At 68.2% G+C, this 14,933-nt stretch carries 16 protein-coding genes and 1 pseudogene; 9 read left to right on the top strand and 8 right to left on the bottom strand.

What is annotated here, in order from left to right; translation table 11 throughout:
• Positions 1–13: 13 nt before the first annotated feature.
• Positions 14–2,338: an ATP-dependent DNA helicase gene (locus BLS74_RS18040; RefSeq protein ID WP_093108521.1), complete on the bottom strand. Its 2,325-nt coding sequence runs from the start codon at positions 2,336–2,338 to the stop codon at positions 14–16.
• Between the two features lie 79 nt (positions 2,339–2,417).
• Here BLS74_RS18040 and BLS74_RS18035 point away from each other — a divergent pair, with 79 nt between their 5' ends.
• On the top strand, positions 2,418–2,840 hold the full coding sequence (locus tag BLS74_RS18035) for a CopG family transcriptional regulator (RefSeq protein WP_093108520.1): 423 nt from the start codon (positions 2,418–2,420) through the stop codon (positions 2,838–2,840).
• A 25-nt stretch (positions 2,841–2,865) separates the two neighbouring features.
• Positions 2,866–3,942 (top strand): extracellular catalytic domain type 1 short-chain-length polyhydroxyalkanoate depolymerase, encoded by a 1,077-nt coding sequence (locus BLS74_RS18030; RefSeq protein ID WP_093108519.1) that lies wholly within the window; start codon positions 2,866–2,868, stop codon positions 3,940–3,942.
• An 11-nt stretch (positions 3,943–3,953) separates the two neighbouring features.
• On the opposite strand, the gene BLS74_RS18025 is transcribed toward BLS74_RS18030, so the two are convergent.
• Positions 3,954–4,586, bottom strand: a complete 633-nt coding sequence (locus BLS74_RS18025; protein WP_093108518.1) for a response regulator — start codon at positions 4,584–4,586, stop codon at positions 3,954–3,956.
• A 226-nt stretch (positions 4,587–4,812) separates the two neighbouring features.
• Between BLS74_RS18025 and BLS74_RS18020 the strand changes: the two genes are divergently transcribed.
• The 3 genes from BLS74_RS18020 (at position 4,813) to BLS74_RS18010 (ending at position 7,341) form a co-directional block, all read left to right on the top strand.
• Positions 4,813–5,631, top strand: coding sequence for an SDR family NAD(P)-dependent oxidoreductase (locus BLS74_RS18020; protein WP_093108517.1), 819 nt, complete (start codon positions 4,813–4,815; stop codon positions 5,629–5,631).
• Entirely contained in the window at positions 5,618–6,121 is a 504-nt protein-coding gene (locus tag BLS74_RS18015; RefSeq protein WP_093108516.1) for a CinA family protein, read from the top strand. The genes BLS74_RS18020 and BLS74_RS18015 overlap by 14 nt, the downstream gene beginning before the upstream one ends.
• A 233-nt stretch (positions 6,122–6,354) precedes the next feature.
• The gene (locus BLS74_RS18010; RefSeq protein ID WP_093108515.1) at positions 6,355–7,341 is read left to right on the top strand and encodes an SDR family oxidoreductase; all 987 of its coding nucleotides are present in this window, start codon (positions 6,355–6,357) and stop codon (positions 7,339–7,341) included.
• Here BLS74_RS18010 and BLS74_RS18005 read toward each other — a convergent pair.
• Positions 7,316–8,518 carry a YihY/virulence factor BrkB family protein gene (locus BLS74_RS18005; protein WP_093108514.1) on the bottom strand — a complete coding sequence of 401 codons (1,203 nt, stop codon included), beginning with the start codon at positions 8,516–8,518 and terminating at the stop codon, positions 7,316–7,318. The genes BLS74_RS18010 and BLS74_RS18005 overlap by 26 nt on opposite strands.
• Before the next feature lie 109 nt (positions 8,519–8,627).
• A complete protein-coding gene (locus BLS74_RS18000) occupies positions 8,628–9,530 on the bottom strand; it encodes a LysR family transcriptional regulator (protein ID WP_093108513.1) in 903 nt (300 codons plus the stop codon).
• A 111-nt stretch (positions 9,531–9,641) separates the two neighbouring features.
• On the opposite strand from BLS74_RS18000, the gene BLS74_RS17995 reads away from it, so the two are divergent.
• The gene (locus BLS74_RS17995; protein WP_093108512.1) at positions 9,642–10,400 is read left to right on the top strand and encodes an SDR family oxidoreductase; all 759 of its coding nucleotides are present in this window, start codon (positions 9,642–9,644) and stop codon (positions 10,398–10,400) included.
• A 71-nt stretch (positions 10,401–10,471) separates the two neighbouring features.
• Here BLS74_RS17995 and BLS74_RS17990 read toward each other — a convergent pair whose 3' ends face one another.
• A complete protein-coding gene (locus tag BLS74_RS17990; RefSeq protein ID WP_170855637.1) occupies positions 10,472–11,830 on the bottom strand; it encodes a hypothetical protein in 1,359 nt (452 codons plus the stop codon).
• A gap of 153 nt (positions 11,831–11,983) precedes the next feature.
• The gene (locus tag BLS74_RS17980) at positions 11,984–12,373 is read right to left on the bottom strand and encodes a hypothetical protein (RefSeq protein WP_139191713.1); all 390 of its coding nucleotides are present in this window, start codon (positions 12,371–12,373) and stop codon (positions 11,984–11,986) included.
• Positions 12,374–12,432: 59 nt separating this feature from the next.
• On the opposite strand from BLS74_RS17980, the gene BLS74_RS33905 reads away from it, so the two are divergent.
• Both BLS74_RS33905 and BLS74_RS17975 read left to right on the top strand, forming a co-directional pair.
• Positions 12,433–12,732, top strand: coding sequence for a hypothetical protein (locus BLS74_RS33905; protein ID WP_139191712.1), 300 nt, complete (start codon positions 12,433–12,435; stop codon positions 12,730–12,732).
• Complete coding sequence (locus tag BLS74_RS17975) at positions 12,729–13,208, top strand: FKBP-type peptidyl-prolyl cis-trans isomerase (RefSeq protein WP_093108508.1); 480 nt, start codon at positions 12,729–12,731, stop codon at positions 13,206–13,208. Before BLS74_RS33905 ends, BLS74_RS17975 begins: the two co-directional genes overlap by 4 nt.
• Before the next feature lie 46 nt (positions 13,209–13,254).
• Here the strand turns inward: BLS74_RS17975 and BLS74_RS33900 are convergent, their stop codons facing one another.
• Together BLS74_RS33900 and BLS74_RS17970 are read right to left on the bottom strand one after the other, a co-directional pair.
• Complete coding sequence (locus tag BLS74_RS33900) at positions 13,255–13,455, bottom strand: hypothetical protein (RefSeq protein ID WP_139191711.1); 201 nt, start codon at positions 13,453–13,455, stop codon at positions 13,255–13,257.
• Between the two features lie 164 nt (positions 13,456–13,619).
• A pseudogene (locus BLS74_RS17970) lies at positions 13,620–14,636 on the bottom strand (autotransporter outer membrane beta-barrel domain-containing protein); the annotation flags it as partial.
• Between the two features lie 23 nt (positions 14,637–14,659).
• Here BLS74_RS17970 and BLS74_RS35120 point away from each other — a divergent pair.
• On the top strand, positions 14,660–14,933 hold a 274-nt coding region (locus BLS74_RS35120), incomplete at its 3' end, for a hypothetical protein (RefSeq protein ID WP_244503929.1).

Genomic DNA, 14,933 nt, shown 5'->3' with positions numbered 1-14,933 from the left:
AGCGCAGGCCGGCTTACCGCCTCTGCGTAGGCGATGGCTCACCGGGCTCGACGCGCCCGAATAAGGGCTGCACATGCCACCAGCCCGGCAGCAGCGCGCGGATCTCCTGCTGCGCGAAGCGGTCGTCGAGCAGGTACAGCACGCCCGCGTCCTCTTCGCTTCGAATCACGCGTCCGGCGGCCTGCACCACCTTCTGCAGCCCCGGATAGACATAGGTGTACTCGTAGCCGTCGCCGAACAGCGCCTGCATGCGCTCGCGCATGATCTCGTTGGCCTCGTTGTGCTGCGGCATGCCCAGGCTGGCGACGAAGGCACCGACCAGCCGATCGCCCGGCAGATCGATGCCCTCGCCGAAAGCGCCGCCGAGCACCGCGAAGCCGATGCCCTGGCCGCCGGGCGCGAAGCGCGCAAGGAAGGCCTCGCGCTCGGGCTCCCGCATGCCGCGCGACTGTGCCCACACGGGCACGCCGGGGTGCCGCGCCGCGAAGGCCTGCAAGGCGCTGTCCAGGTAGTCGAAGCTGCTGAAGAAGGCCAGGTAGTTGCCCGGGCGCTCGGTGAACTGGCCTCCGATGATGTCGATGAGCGCCGCGAGCGAGCGGCCGCGGTCGCGAAAGCGCGTCGAGACGTGCATGGCCACGCGCACCGTCAATTGTTCGCTGCGAAAGGGCGAGTCGACATCCAGCGTGGCCGTGTCCTCCGGCAGGCCCAGCGTGTCGCGGTAGAAGGAAAAAGGCGCGAGCGTGCCCGAGAAGCAGGCAGCCGACGCGCAATCGGCGAAGCGCCGTTCGAGGAAGGGCGCCGGCACCAGGTTGCGGATGGCCAGCGCCGCGGCGCCGCCTTCGCCGAGAGTGGATTCGAAGACCGAATGCGTGCCGAAGGAATCGGCCAGGCGCAGGAAGTGCAGCGCATCGAAGAAGAAGCGCTGCAGCGGACCTTCCGCTTCGTCGGGACGGGCGGCGAAGTGCTCGGCCATGGCCGAGACCGCCTCCTGCAAGGCGCGCTCGAAGCGCTCGGCAATGGCCTCGTGCGCCTGGTAGGCGACGGCCTGGTCGCGCTGCTGCAGCGTCCACTCGCGCTGCAGCTTGTCCAGCACCGGCTTGAGGCCGGCCGGTGCATGGCGCCGCGCCTCCGCCAAGGCCCCGGTTTCCAGCTCTGCGCTGTACATGCCGCGCGCGCGGCCCAGCAGGTTGTGCGCCTCGTCGACCAGGAGCGCCACGCGCCACTCTTCCTCTTTCGTCAACGCGTAGAGGAAGGCGCTGCTGTCGAAGTAGTAGTTGTAGTCGCCCACGATCACGTCGCTCCAGCGAGTCATCTCCTGGGCCAGGAAGTAGGGACAGACCTGGTGCGACAGCGCGATGCGGCGCGTGGCCTCGCGGTCCAGCCAGCCCGCTTGCGCGGCTTCGGCGCGAGCCGCGGGCAGGCGGTCGTAGAAGCCGCGCGCGAGCGGGCAGGCCTCGCCGTGGCAGGCGCGGCCCGGGTACTCGCAGACCTTCTCGCGCGCCGCGAGTTCGAGCACGCGCAGCGGCGCGTTCTCGCCAGCGAGCAGGCGCAGGCTGTCGAGCGCGAGCGCCCGGCCCGAGGTCTTGGCCGTGAGGAAGAAGATCTTGTCGATGTGCTCCGAAGGGCGCGCCTTGAGCAGCGGGAACAGGGTGGCCACCGTCTTGCCGATGCCGGTGGGCGCCTGCGCCAGCAGGCAGCGCCGCGAGGCGGCCGAGCGGTAGACGGCTTGCGCCAGCTCGCGCTGACCGTGCCGGAACCCGGCGTGCGGAAAGGCCAGCCCGGCGAGCGCTTCGTCGAGTTCCGCGCGGTGGCCGGCCTCCTGTTCGGCCCATGCGAGGTAGCGCCCGCACAGCGCCTCGAAGTCCTCGCAAAGCGCCTCGCGCGTCCAGCTCTCGGCCAGCGCAAACTCCTCGCCGGTCGCGAGTTCGAGGTACACCAGCGTGACCTCGATGTCGGGCAGCGAACGCTCTTCGCACAGCATCCAGCCGTAGACCCTGGCCTGCGCCCAATGCAGCGCGCGATGGTTCGAGCGGATGGCCGCGAACTCGCCGCGAAAGGTCTTGATCTCTTCCAGCCTGCAGCGCCCGGCGTCGTAGCCGTCGGCGCGCCCGCGCACCTGCAGCCGGCCGAAGCGCGAAGCGAGCGCCACCTCGCACTCGTAGTCGGCATCGCGCCGGCCCTGCACCAGGCGATGCCCGGCAATGCCTTCCTGCGCGCTCGGCGCGGGCACGAAGCGCAGGTCGAGGTCGCCCGCCTTCGCGGCGAAGGCGCACAGCGACTTCACCGAGACCGCAAGGGTCGGCGCTGTGGCAGTGGAAGAAGCGGGTTCGGTGCGCATGCCGTGATCTGTATGAATATACAGTGACCCTGAAAGGGAAGAGACAAGCCATCCACTTGGATGGTGCTAGGATGGCGCCATGCCACGAAAAAGCGCCACCCTGGCCTCCGCTGCAAAGCCCGTCGACGAAAAGATCACGATCAACGTGGGCTGCGTCGATCTCGGGCAAATCGACCTGCTGGTGCAGGAAGGCTTCTATGCCAATCGCACCGACCTGATCCGCACCGCGATCCGAAACCAGCTGGCCACGCAGATCGACGTGGTGCGCCAGGTCGTCTCGCGCAAAGCCCTGGTGCTTGGCATCCAGCACTACTCCGCTGCCGACCTGCAAGCCGTTCAAGCGGCCGGTGAGACCTTGCAAATCCGCGTGCTGGGACTGGCTGCGATCGCTCTCGACGTCACCCCTGCGCTGGCGCTGGCCACCATCGAGTCCATCACCGTGCTGGGGGCACTGCACGCGAGTCCGGCCGTGAAGGCTGCGCTCGCCGGACGCATCGGCTGAACCCCAACCCCTCTGAAAGACCAAGATGAACCCTGACTTCAAGCATCTGATGGCGCAAGCGAGCCGGCTGACCCGGGCGGGCGACCTTCACGCGGCAACCGCTGCGATCCAGGCCGCGCTGGGCCGCATGGGACTCGCGCAGCCGACGACGGGCGAAATGCCGGACGTGATCGACGTCGAGGCCCGGCGAGTGCCTGATCGCCGGCCGGCGGGCGTCGATCTGGAGGCGCCGGCCGCGTACGTCGATGTACCCGCTTCGGGCAGTTTTATCGCCGGCAGCTTTGCCGACGCAGCCGGCCGCCGCGACTACAAGCTCTTCGTCCCGCCGCAGGCCGGCGAACGCGCGCTGCCATTGGTCGTGATGCTTCATGGCTGCACCCAGGATCCCGACGATTTCGCCGCGGGCACGGCGATGAACGAGGCTGCGCTGGCGCAGGGCTTCTTCGTGCTGTATCCGGCGCAGTCGCGCCAGGCGAATCCACAGGGTTGCTGGAACTGGTTCAAGCACAGCCATCAGCAACGCGGCCGCGGCGAGCCCGCGCTCTTGGCGGGCATGACACGCGATGTGATGGCGCGTCACGCGATCGACCCCCAGCGCGTCTACGTCGCCGGACTGTCGGCGGGCGGCGCGATGGCCGCGATCCTGGGTGAAGCGTATCCCGACCTGTTCGCCGCGGTCGGGGTCCACTCCGGCCTGGCAGCGGGTGTCGCATCCGACCTGCCGGCTGCTTTGATGGCGATGAAGGCCGGCGGCGCGATCCAGGGCGATGTGGCCAGCGGCGTGCCGACCATCGTCTTCCACGGCGATGCAGACGCCACCGTCCATGCGAACAACGGCGCTCAGGTCATGGCCGCCAGTGTGGGGAAAACGACCTCCGTCGACGTCGAACATGTGCAGAGCAACGGCAGCCGCGGCGCAACCCGGCATTCGCACCGCTCGGCCGACGGGCGCGTGGTGGCCGAACACTGGGTGGTCCATGGCGGCGCTCACGCGTGGTCGGGGGGCAGCGCCAAGGGTTCCTATACGGATGGCCGGGGCCCCGACGCCAGCGCCGAGATGCTGCGCTTCTTCTTCGAGCATCCGCGGCTGCCGGCGCACTGATCGCCGGGGGCTCAGTCGATCAACCGGTTCTTCAGCGCGTAGTACGTCAGGTCGCTGTTGGAGGAGAGATTCATCTTCTCCATCATGCGCGTGCGATAGGTGCTCACGGTCTTCACCGACAGCGACAGGTGATTCGCGATGTTGCCCGCGGTCTCGCCCTTGGCCAGCTTGAGGAAGACCTGGAACTCGCGTTCCGACAGCTGCTCGTGCGACGCGGCGTCGTTCTTGCGATCGAGCTGGCGCGCCAGCAGCTCGGCCACGCCGGGTGTGATGTAGCGGCGGCCCAGCGAGACGAGGCGAATCGCGTTCACGATCTCCATCGGCTCGCATTCCTTGTTGAGATAGCCGCTCGCGCCCTGGCGGATCAGGTTCATCGCGTAGTGCTCCTCGGGGTAGCCGCTCAGGACGAGGATGCCGACCCCCGGCGCCTTGGCGCGGATCATCGCGATGGCATCGATGCCGCTCTGTCCGGGCATCGAGAGATCCATGACGAGCACGTCGATCTCCGTGGTGCGCACCAGCTCGATCGCCTCGCGCCCGCTGGCGGCTTCGCCGACCACGCGCAGGTCCACGTGCTGGGAAAAAAAGTCGCGCAGTCCCGTACGCACGATGGCGTGGTCGTCCACGATGCCGATCTTGATCATCCGATTGCTCCTCGCGGGCCTCGGGAAACGCTCGAGAAGTCAAGCGCGAGGCCCTGACGGAGGATGCGGCCCAGGCTCGGGCACGCGCGTGAGGGCACCGCCCGCGCATGCGTAGGTCGAAGCGTCGGGTTTCCGGGCATCCCGAACCCGATGCCGTCCGACATCCGCATGCCCAGGCGCTGCGTAGCTTCCGGGACATCGCTCACTTCATCTCGAGGAATACGCCATGGAATCCTCAGACCTCCGTCCTCTCGCGCTCGTGACGGGCGCGTCCTCCGGCATCGGCCTCCACCTGGCCAAGCAGGCGGCGCAAAACGGCTTCGACCTCGTGATCGGCGCCGACGAGCCGCTCGAACAGGCCGCGGGCGAGTTGCGCATGTTGGGCGCCGAGGTGACCAGCGTGCAGGCGGACTTCGCGATGCGCGAGGGCGTCGACAAGCTGTTGCTCGCCGCCGGGGAGCGCAACATCGATGCACTCTTCGCCAATGCGGGGCACGGCCTCGGCGGCGCCTTCCTCGACCAGGACTTCGCCGCGGTCCAGCACGTGATCCATACCAACATCACCGGCACCATCTACCTGCTGTACCGCGTGGCGCGCCACATGAAGGAGCGCGGCCAGGGCCGCATCCTGATCACCGGCTCGATCGCCGGCTTCCAGCCCGGCAGCTTCCAGGCCGTCTACAACGCCACCAAGGCCTTCATCGACTCCTTCTCCTTCGCGCTGCGCAACGAGCTCAAGGACACCGGCGTCACGGTGAGCTGCCTGATGCCGGGCGTGACCGACACGCACTTCTTCGCGCGCGCCCACATGCTCGACACCAAGCTGGCCCAGCAGGAGGACAAGGCCGACCCGGCCGAAGTGGCCAAGGTGGGCTTCGAGGCCATGATGAAAGGCGAGGCCGACGTGATCGCGGGTTGGAAGAACAAGATGCAGGCCGCGCTCGCCCATGTGACGCCGTCGGACACGCTGGCCGAGCAGCACCGCAAGCTGGCCCAACCCGGAAGCGCACGCGAGCCGGAGCGCGCCGGCCATGCCGAACGGTGACGGCACTGCAGCGGCCAAGGCCGCCGCGGAGTACCTCGGAGATCACGGCCTGGTGCTGGTGACGGCCGAGTCCTGCACCGCGGGCCTGATCGCCTCGCGCCTGGCCGAGGTGCCGGGTGCGGGCCAGGTGCTGGAGTCGGCCTTCGTGGTGTACCACCCCAAGGCCAAGCAGCGCTACCTGGGCGTGAGTGCCGGGACCATCGACCGCTACAACCTCACGAGCGAACCGGTGGCGCTGGAGATGGCCCGCGGCGCGCTCAAGCACAGCGACGCGAACCTGGCCATCGCCAACACCGGCGTGGCCGACGATGCCGACTCGGCGATCAGGCCCGGAACCCAGTGCTTCGCGTGGGCCTTCCGCGAAGGCAAGCGCACGCAGATCTTCACCGAGACGCAGCGCTTCATCGGCCGCCGCAACGAGATCCGCGAGGCCGCTGCGGACTACGCGCTGGAGCGCATCGCGCTCTACCACCGGCGCTTCAAGCACTGAAGAAGAAAGGCCCGCTTCCGCTCAGTCGACCGAAACGACCAGCAGCGCGAGCGAGGCGGGCGCCATCGCGGCCGTGGCGAGCCAGCCCAGCTGGCCTTCATCGGCCGGTGCCGCGCCGCGCTGTGGGACTTCGTCGAGTCTGCGCGGTGGACGCGGTCTTGGACGACAAGGTGCGGGACGGCTGCTGTCTACGGTGGTTTGCAGCAACCCCTCATCCGCAGGAGCACACAGCCATGACTTCTTCTTCCGATTCCGGCGATGTCGCCGTGCAACAGCGCAAGGTGCAGCGCGAACAGGACGCCAAGGACCGCGCCGCGCCCGACAAGCCCAAGAGCAAGAAGCCGGTGCAGGCCGGCCACCGCCCCGAGCCCGAGAACCCGATGCCGGCGCAGCACCTCAAGAAGCCCGGGCTCGAAGTCGAGATGGACCTGCAGCCGCGCTTCAAGGCCTCGGGCTACCTCGGCAGCGGCAAGCTCGACGGCATGGTGGCGCTGGTGACCGGCGGCGACTCGGGCATCGGTCGCGCGGTGGCGCTGCTGTATGCGCGCGAGGGCGCGGAGGTCGCGATCGTCTACCTCGATGAAGAGCAGGTCGATGCCGAGGAGACCAAGCGCTGCGTCGAGGCCGAGGGCAAGCACTGCGTGCTGATCCCCGGCGACGTGCGCGACCCGGCCTTCTGCAAGCGCGCGGTGGAAGAGACCGTGCAGGCCTTCGGCAAGCTCGACATCCTGGTCAACAACGCGGCCTTCCAGCTGCATGCGGCGAGCATCGAGGACATCACCGACGAACGCCTCGACCTCACCTTCAAGACCAACATCTACGGCTACTTCCAGATGGCGCGCGCCGCGGTCCCGCATCTGCGCAAGGGCGGATCGATCATCAACTCCGGCTCCGTCACCGGACTCGAAGGCAGCCCGCAGCTGCTGGACTACGCCACCACCAAGGGCGCGATCCATGCCTTCACCAAGTCGCTGGCGAGCAACCTGCTGGACCGCGGCATCCGCGTCAACGCGATCGCGCCCGGCCCTGTGTGGACGCCGCTGAACCCCTCCGATCGACCGGCCGAGGAGGTGCAGGAGTTCGGCAAGCACACCGACATGAAGCGGCCCGCGCAGCCCGAAGAGATGTCGCCGGCCTACGTGTTCCTCGCGGCACCGTGCTGCGCGAGCTACATCACGGGCATCGTGCTGCCGATCACCGGGAGCGTGGGCGCGGTTTAGTGTGCGGCCGCACATTGGCGCGGCGCTGGCGCCGGTACCAGCGCGAAGCCAGCACGTTGCCGAGCGTCACGGCGCCGAGCAGCAGCAGCTGGCGGATCAGCACGGCGCTGGCGCGCGCCACGCGCCGGTCGATCTCCGCCTGCGCCGCGGCCGTGCGGCCCAGCCCCGAATAGTCGGGGGGAGGCGGCGGCGTTTCGACCGATGCCACCGCCGCGCTGCCGTCCACACGATCGGTGCCGGCCGCGTCCTCGGCCGCACTCGCCTTGGTGGCCGCCACCGCCTTGACGCCCGAAACGGAACCATGCTCGTTGGCATAGACCTTGGTGAACTCGGCGCCCAGCAGGAAGATCTGCGCCGCGTAGTAGACCCAGGCCACCAGCACCACCAACGAGCCCGCCGCGGCGAAGGATTCGTTGACGCCGCTCTTGCCGAGATAGAGCCCGATCGCGAGCTTGCCGAGCTCGAACAGCACGGCCGTGACGCCGGCGCCGATCCAGACATCGCGCCACGCGATGCGTGCCGTGGGCATGAGCTTGAAGATCATCGCGAACAGCACGGTGACGATGCCCAGCGAGATCAGGACGTTGAGCGACTGCAGCATCAGCTCCCAGCCCGGCACCAGGCCGCCGAACCAGCTGCCGAAGGCGGCCAGCGCCGCGCTCACCAGCAGCGACACCATCAGCAGGAAGGCCAGCGCCGCGCTCACCAGCAGCGACACCATCAGCAGGAAGGCCAGTCCCAGGATCAGGCCGAAGGACAGCAGCCGCGCGCGCAGCACGGCCCACACGCCCGAGGGTTTTTCTCTTTCGGGCACGTGCCAGATGCGGTCCAGCGCGCTCTGCAGTTCGGCGAAGACGCTGGTGGCGCCGATCAGCAGCACGACCATGCTGATCAGGCCGGCGACCAGCCCCTTGCCAGGCTCGTCGACGCTGCGCAGCAGCGACTCCACCGCGACCGCGCCCTCGCGCCCCACCAGCCCCGAGACCTGCGCCACGATCTGGCCCTGCGCCGCCTCGCGCCCGAAGAGCGCGCCGGCGATCGCGATGACGATCACCAGCAAGGGCGCCAGCGAGAAAATCGTGTAGTAGGAGATGGCCGCGCCCATGCTCGGCGCGTAGTCGTCGACCCAGGCCATGACGGCCTTGCGGCACAGGTCGAAGAGCTGCTTGGCTTTCATGGTGGGCGACTGTCGTCGTGGACGCAATGTCTTTCTCCGCGCGCCGATGCGCCATGCGCCAAGCTTGCGACTTGGAGTAGGCGGCGGCTCACGCCCCGCGCCGTCGCTGCTAGTGCTTCGACACGCCGCCCAGCACCCGCACCAGCTCGTCGTACACCAGCCGCACCCGCGCCGGCACCGGCGAACGCTGCACGCGGTAGACGTAGACCGGCCAGGGCTCCGGCGCCTCCGCATCGAGCACCGGCACCAGCGCGCCCGACTGCAGCCCCGGCTCGGCCAGCGGCGCGACGAGTTGGCCGAAGCCCAGGCCGGCCAGCACGGCGGCGCATTCGGCGTCGGTGTCGTCGGTGACGAAGGCGGGCGCCGACACCGTCATTTGCCGCCCCCTGCTGAAGGGCCAGGGCCACGGGCGGCCGGAGCTGCGGTCGATCAGCGCCGTGAGCGGCAGGCGCGCGAGTTCGTCGATGCTTTGCGGCACGCCCGTGCGCGCGATGAGCGAAGGCGCCGCGACCACCCGCAGCGCCATCCTGCCGACCGGCTTGGCGACGAAGCGGCTGTCGCGCAAGGGGCCGGCGCGCACGCCGACATCGATCTGCTGGCCCACCACGTCGGCCAGCTGCTCCGAGAGACGCAGGTCCAGCGTGAGGCCCGGATGCACTGCCAGCATCGGCGCCAGCGCCTGCGGGATCAGCCGGCGGCCGAGCACGCTGGGCGCCGCCACGCGCACCGTGCCCGCGTGCTGCGACAACGCACGGCGATCGATGCGATGAAAGAGCTGGTCGACGCCGCCGACCGCTGCACGTGCGCGCTCGGCCAGCTGGCGGCCGAAGTCGGTGAGCTGTACGCCGCGCGTGCTGCGATGGAACAGCGGCTCGCCCAGCTCCTCTTCGAGCTCGCGCACCGCGCGCGTCACCACCTGCGGCGAGACCGACAGCCGGATCGCCGCATCGCGGAAGTTCGCGGCATCGGCGGCGGTGCAGAACACGCGCAGGGCTTCGAGACGGTTGGACATGGAGTGTTCCGGATTGGCGAATTCTGAACTCGCCAGAGTTTCATTTACGGGAACGCCCGGATTTTCCACACTGAGGGCGTCTGTTCAACCCACCCACCCAAGGAAAGCACCATGACATCCGTTCAAGACAATATCCAAGGCAAGGTCGCCATCGTCACCGGCGCGAGCAGCGGGCTCGGCGAATCGACGGCGCGCCACCTGGCCGCACGCGGCGCCAAGGTCGTGCTCGCGGCACGCCGCACCGACCGGCTCGAGCAGGTCGTCGCCGAGATCCGCGAAGCCGGCGGCGAGGCCATCGCGGTCGCGACCGACGTCGCCAAGCACGCCGACCTCGACAAGCTGGCCGCCAAGACCGTCGAAACCTTCGGCCGCATCGACGTGCTGGTCAACAACGCCGGCGTGATGCCGCTGTCGCCGCTGGACAAGCTCAAGGTCGACGAATGGGACCGCACCATCGACGTCAACATCAAGGGCGTGCTCTACGGCATCGCCGCCGTGCTGCCGCGCATGAAGGCGCAGGGCAGCGGCCACATCGTCAACGTCGCCTCGATCGCGGGGCTGAAGGTGTTCACGCCCATCGGCACGGTGTACAGCGCGACCAAACATGCGGTGCGCGCGATCTCCGAAGGCTTGCGCGTCGAAGTCGGCAACAGCGGTGTGCGCGTGACCATCGTGTCGCCCGGTGCCGTCGAGTCGGAACTCAAGCACGGCAGCAGCGACCCGGAGAGCGCGGCTGGGGTGAAGGCCTTCTATGACGCGAACCAGATTCCGGCGGATTCGGTGGCGCGCGCGGTGGTCTATGCGGTCGAGCAGCCGGCCAACGTGGACATCAACGAGGTGGTGCTGCGGCCGGTGTCGCAGGAGTTCTGAGCTTCTCGCCGGCATCAAGGAAAAAAGCCCCAGGCCGCAAGGACCTGGGGCTTTCGCCAGTGGAGAACCGATCAGTCGAGCAGGTTCAGCTGCAGGTATCCGCCAGTGGTCACGTTGGATGCTCCCACGATCGTGAAGAGCTTCGTGTTGTAGGTCGCGAAGTAGGTGGAACCCGTGCCATCCGGGAACTGGCGCATGCCGGCAGGACCGAAGGCGCCCATGCCGCCATAGGTGTTGGCGTGCGCGGCCGTCGTTCCGTCGGCGTTGATCACGCTTCGGGTGTTGCCCGTCGCCGTCATGTCGATGCTGGCCCAGCTTCCCTTGGTCGATCCGCCGTGGCCTGTCGCCGCCGCCCAGACCGGCGTGTCTTGCACGCCAAGCCGCCACACGAGCATGCCGGGCGTCGAGGGCGCCGCGCCCGCCGACAGATAGACCTTCTGGTCGCCGATGCGGGCCATCGCGAAGCGGCCGTTCTCGGCAGGATTGGCGTTGTTGACGATGTGCCAGACGCCTGCAATCTCCGTCGCGCTGACCGTGTAGGTCGCCACCGAGGCCGGCGGGCAGTTCGGGATGCTGTAGATGGTCGAGTCGAAGCAAAGCTTCATGACCGTGCCGCCGGACGAGACCTCCGTCTGCGTGATCTGCGAAGTTTCCGCGGCTGCTGTCCGCTGGATGCCGAGGCGGTTGTACACGCCATCGAGTTGCGCCTGGCTGGTGACCAGGTTGCGCGCGCCGATGAAGGGCTTGACCGCGTAGGTACTGCCTGTGCCGAAAGGATCGACGAACGGAAAGTTGCCGACCACTGCATCCGTCGTCATGCGGAAGCGCGACGTGTTGGCGACCGAAGTGACCCGGCTGGTCTTGAAGAAGTAGGTGCCGGCTTCGGAGCTGTCCGTGTTGAAGGTATCCGTCACGGGCGCGCTGCCGTCCTGGTTGACGAAGGTGTAGACGTTGGCATTGAAGTCCAGCGTCAACTGATACTGGAGCGCGTTCGCCGCATAGACGCGGTAGGTGCCGTTGCGCGCATCACCGGCCGAGACGTTCAGCACGGTGGCCTTGGTCAGGGACTGGTTGGCGCTCGCCTTGGCCGAGACCGTGTAGCTGACGGCGCTGGCCGTGCCATTGAGAATCTGCGCGGCCCACTTGCTGCCCGACACGCTCGGATTGCGCAAGCTGACCGCCGCTTCGCTGGAGGTGCTCGTCGTCCAGTCGGCGCTCTGGCTCGGTGTGATCTCCACGGTGTCGCCGGGCTTCACGGCGAACTGGCCGTTGGCGTCGGCTGTCGCAGCGCTGCCGTTGATCGATACCGTCGCCGTCAAGGCCGCCGGCGCACTGAAACCGCCCCCGCCCCCTCCGCCGCCACCTCCCCCGCAGCCGACCAACCCAGCCGCCATCGTCGCCGCGCAGGCGAACGAAATCAAAAGCCTCATGTAGTTCCTCGTGTCGTTGTGGTTTGGGCGCGACCGAATGTGGCCCTCCGCGCCGACCGGGAAGATACATATGGTTTCAACGAAAAGCAACGATTAATTAACTTTAGTTTTACTTTCTTGGCGCGGAACTGGAGCACCCGGTCGGGCGCTCATTCATTCCCCCACATGGCAGAACGGATGCCAGCGCACGACGGGGTGCTCGCACAGCCCATCGTCGAACACGCGATGGGTCAGGCGCGAGGCGAAGTACTCGGAGGTGTCCCAGTCGCGGTCCAGCCATTGCATGGCTTCCATCAATGCTTCGGGGTTCCGCCGGTCGCGGTACTGGTCCAGCAGCGCCGAAGTCAGCCGCCGGCTGGCGTCGGCATCGCCGTTTGCCGCGCCGACGCGAAGTCCGTCGAGATGCGTCGTGGCCACGAGAGCGTGCCGCGGCGGCTCCGCGCGCGGCAAGGCCAGCACCGCCGCGGCCGAAAGGGCCAGCGCGAGGCCGACGGCCGCCAAGGTCCTGACAGGACGCGCACGAAGAGCATGCGTTGCATTCATGACGGCTTCCCTTTCGCTGCGGGGTGTTGGCATCGCGCTTTGGAGCGAGGCGCGATGGAATGAATTTTTCTCGTCCGCAGGGCGGCTGGGAATCGCGTCTATGCGCTATCGCCAACGATTTCGCGCGCGGCTACCGTCAGCAGCCCGAGCGGAGAATGGCTCAAGGGCAGGCTGCGATGCCCCTCGACAGGCATCCAGAACGCACGGCTCACATGCGCGCAGCAAATATGTACGGCTCAAGTCAGCAACTGCGCTCAGACGCCATGACCACGACTGCCGGCACCAACGAGCATCACCCGATCAAGGTGAACGAAAATCTGCCCACCTTGCACTCGGCTCGCAGCACAAACTTCTCATGAAAATCCAGAAAGACTCCGTCGTCACCCTCCGCTACAAGGTAGCCAACGCCACCACCAACAAGCTCATCGAAGAGAGCCGCGATCCCATGGTCTATCTGCATGGCGGGTACGACAACACCTTCCCCAAGGTCGAGGCTGCGCTGGAGGGCAAGGAGGCCGGTTTTCAGACCACGCTGAATCTGCAACCCGATGATGCGTTCGGTGTGCGCGACGAATCGCTGGTGCGCACCATCTCGAAGGCTGACTTCCCGCCAGGCGTCAAAGTGGGCGGCCAGCTCGAAGGCCGCAACGACAAGGGCGAGCCGCAGGTCTTCACCGTGATGAAGATCAAGGGCCCGCAGGTGATCCTCGACGGCAACCATCCGCTCGCGGGCAAGGCGCTCAAGTTCAGCGTGACGGTGACCGGCGTGCGCGCCGCGACCGAGGAAGAGATTGCCCATCGCCATGTGCATGGCGAGCACGGGCACCATCACTGAAGCGCGTCGCTCCTCGGCGCATCGGCGAAGTGCTTCACTCCGGGAGCTAGCGCGCTCTCGGATTCGGATCGACCCAAAGCTTCGACAACCCTGCCGCCACGCTTTCGCGGCTCTGCGGCATCCCGGCGCTCGCGGCCTCATCCGCTGCTGCAATGCCGTTCTCCATCGTTTCTGCCTCCGTCGGCTGCGTGCTCACGGGCGGCATCACTGTGGGGTCGATGTCGGGGGGTGGGATGGCGATGGGCATGGCGTGACTCCTTTGCATTGATCGCAAGGTAGCCCTCGCCCGCCTCCGCGACCTGTAGGAAGCCGCCGTGGTCAGAACGGGCGGCCATCCTGGCTTCGTGTCAGACCCACCAGCGCCCGGCTGCCAGCGCAGCTCTTCCGCGTGCGCTGGACGACAGCCTCGCTCTAAAAGCTCACGCGCAGGCCGATGGTGCCCTGAACCGACGACTTCACCCGGGCGTCGCCGCCGGCGCTGGAGATGCGCCCGACCTCGCCGTACACGGTGGTGGCGGGTGTCAGCGCCAGCGAAAGGCCGGCCGCCACTTCGGTCGCGGTGTAGCCGCTCGCACCGGAGATGACGGTGCTGCCGGTGGTGCCGACGAAGGTCGCCACGTCGGTGCCTGAACTGGCACGGTAGACGCTGAAGCGCGCATAGGGCTGCAGCCGGCCCGCGCCGGTGGGGATGTCGCCCTTGATGCGCACGCCCAGCCGGCCGATCCAGCCTGCTTTGGTGTCCTGATGGACTTGCGCGCCGGCGATCGACACGTCGTCGAAACGTGTTCTTTGGCGGATGAGCTGTGCCTGCGGCTCGATGCTCCAGCTCTCGGTCAGGGCGAAGGACTTGCCGGTTTCTATCGATGCCGAGAAGCTGCGCGCCTTGCCCGACACCGTGAGCCCGCCGTCGGGCCGCACGCTGTAGCGGTGCCTGCCGGCTTGCAGAACGGCATCGACATACCAGCCGCTCGCATCGCGCCAGGTGGCATAGCCGCCGAGGTAGCGCGACTGGAGATCGGTGTTGCCGACCCTGCCGAAGGTGCCGCGCGCGTTGCCGTTCACGTCGACGCCCCCGTCCAGCGAGCCGACGTAGAGGCCGGCGCGCCAGTTGTTGCCGGTCAGGAGGTCGGCGCCTGCCTGCAGGCCGCTCACCTGGCCCCGGCTGTGCGCGGCGGCGCTGCCTTGCTGGCGGATGTCGAGGTCGGTGTAGACGGCATGCACCCAGACATCGCGGTTGGGCCCCGAATCGCCGACCCGGCGGTTCAGGTTGCCCAGCATCGCGAGATCCGCTTGGCGAAGTTGCGCCGGGAGGGCGGAGAAGAGCGGCATTTCGTTCCGATAGGCGGGTGCGACAGGGGCAGGCGCGATGGCCTTCTTGTCGGGCTCTGCGGCCGCCGCGGCCGCCGGCTCGCCCTCGGCGGCCGCCGCTGGGGCTTCTGCTGAGGGTGCAGGTGCAGGTGCCGGTGCCGGTGCCGGTGCCGGTGCCGGTGCAGACGCAGGCGCAGGCGCAGGTGCCGGTGCCGGTGCCGGTGCAGACGCAGGCGCAGGCGCAGGTGCCGGTGCCGGTGCCGGTGCCGGTGCCGGTGCCGGTGCCGGTGCCGGTGCAGGTGCCGGTGCAGGTGCCGGTGCCGGTGCAGGTGCAGGTGCAGGTGCAGGTGCAGGCGCCGGCGCAGGTGCAGGTGCAGGTGCAGGTGCAGGTGCAGGTGCAGGTGCAGGTGCAGGTGC

Source organism: Variovorax sp. CF079 (assembly GCF_900101545.1).
GTDB lineage: Bacteria > Pseudomonadota > Gammaproteobacteria > Burkholderiales > Burkholderiaceae_C > Variovorax.
This window is presented reverse-complemented; position numbering and strand designations above follow the sequence as displayed.

What these genes read in the sequence shown, in the direction of transcription:
- BLS74_RS17990 (WP_170855637.1), bottom strand. Translation starts at nt 11,830, where the DNA reads ATGAGGCTTTTGATTTCGTTCGCCTGCGCGGCGACGATGGCGGCTGGG.
- BLS74_RS33905 (WP_139191712.1), top strand. Translation starts at nt 12,433, where the DNA reads ATGAATTTTTCTCGTCCGCAGGGCGGCTGGGAATCGCGTCTATGCGCT.
- BLS74_RS17995 (WP_093108512.1), top strand. Translation starts at nt 9,642, where the DNA reads ATGACATCCGTTCAAGACAATATCCAAGGCAAGGTCGCCATCGTCACC.
- BLS74_RS18030 (WP_093108519.1), top strand. Translation starts at nt 2,866, where the DNA reads ATGAACCCTGACTTCAAGCATCTGATGGCGCAAGCGAGCCGGCTGACC.
- BLS74_RS18010 (WP_093108515.1), top strand. Translation starts at nt 6,355, where the DNA reads ATGACTTCTTCTTCCGATTCCGGCGATGTCGCCGTGCAACAGCGCAAG.
- BLS74_RS33900 (WP_139191711.1), bottom strand. Translation starts at nt 13,455, where the DNA reads ATGCCCATCGCCATCCCACCCCCCGACATCGACCCCACAGTGATGCCG.
- BLS74_RS18015 (WP_093108516.1), top strand. Translation starts at nt 5,618, where the DNA reads ATGCCGAACGGTGACGGCACTGCAGCGGCCAAGGCCGCCGCGGAGTAC.
- BLS74_RS18040 (WP_093108521.1), bottom strand. Translation starts at nt 2,338, where the DNA reads ATGCGCACCGAACCCGCTTCTTCCACTGCCACAGCGCCGACCCTTGCG.
- BLS74_RS17980 (WP_139191713.1), bottom strand. Translation starts at nt 12,373, where the DNA reads ATGAATGCAACGCATGCTCTTCGTGCGCGTCCTGTCAGGACCTTGGCG.
- BLS74_RS18000 (WP_093108513.1), bottom strand. Translation starts at nt 9,530, where the DNA reads ATGTCCAACCGTCTCGAAGCCCTGCGCGTGTTCTGCACCGCCGCCGAT.
- BLS74_RS18025 (WP_093108518.1), bottom strand. Translation starts at nt 4,586, where the DNA reads ATGATCAAGATCGGCATCGTGGACGACCACGCCATCGTGCGTACGGGA.
- BLS74_RS18005 (WP_093108514.1), bottom strand. Translation starts at nt 8,518, where the DNA reads ATGAAAGCCAAGCAGCTCTTCGACCTGTGCCGCAAGGCCGTCATGGCC.
- BLS74_RS17975 (WP_093108508.1), top strand. Translation starts at nt 12,729, where the DNA reads ATGAAAATCCAGAAAGACTCCGTCGTCACCCTCCGCTACAAGGTAGCC.
- BLS74_RS18020 (WP_093108517.1), top strand. Translation starts at nt 4,813, where the DNA reads ATGGAATCCTCAGACCTCCGTCCTCTCGCGCTCGTGACGGGCGCGTCC.
- BLS74_RS18035 (WP_093108520.1), top strand. Translation starts at nt 2,418, where the DNA reads ATGCCACGAAAAAGCGCCACCCTGGCCTCCGCTGCAAAGCCCGTCGAC.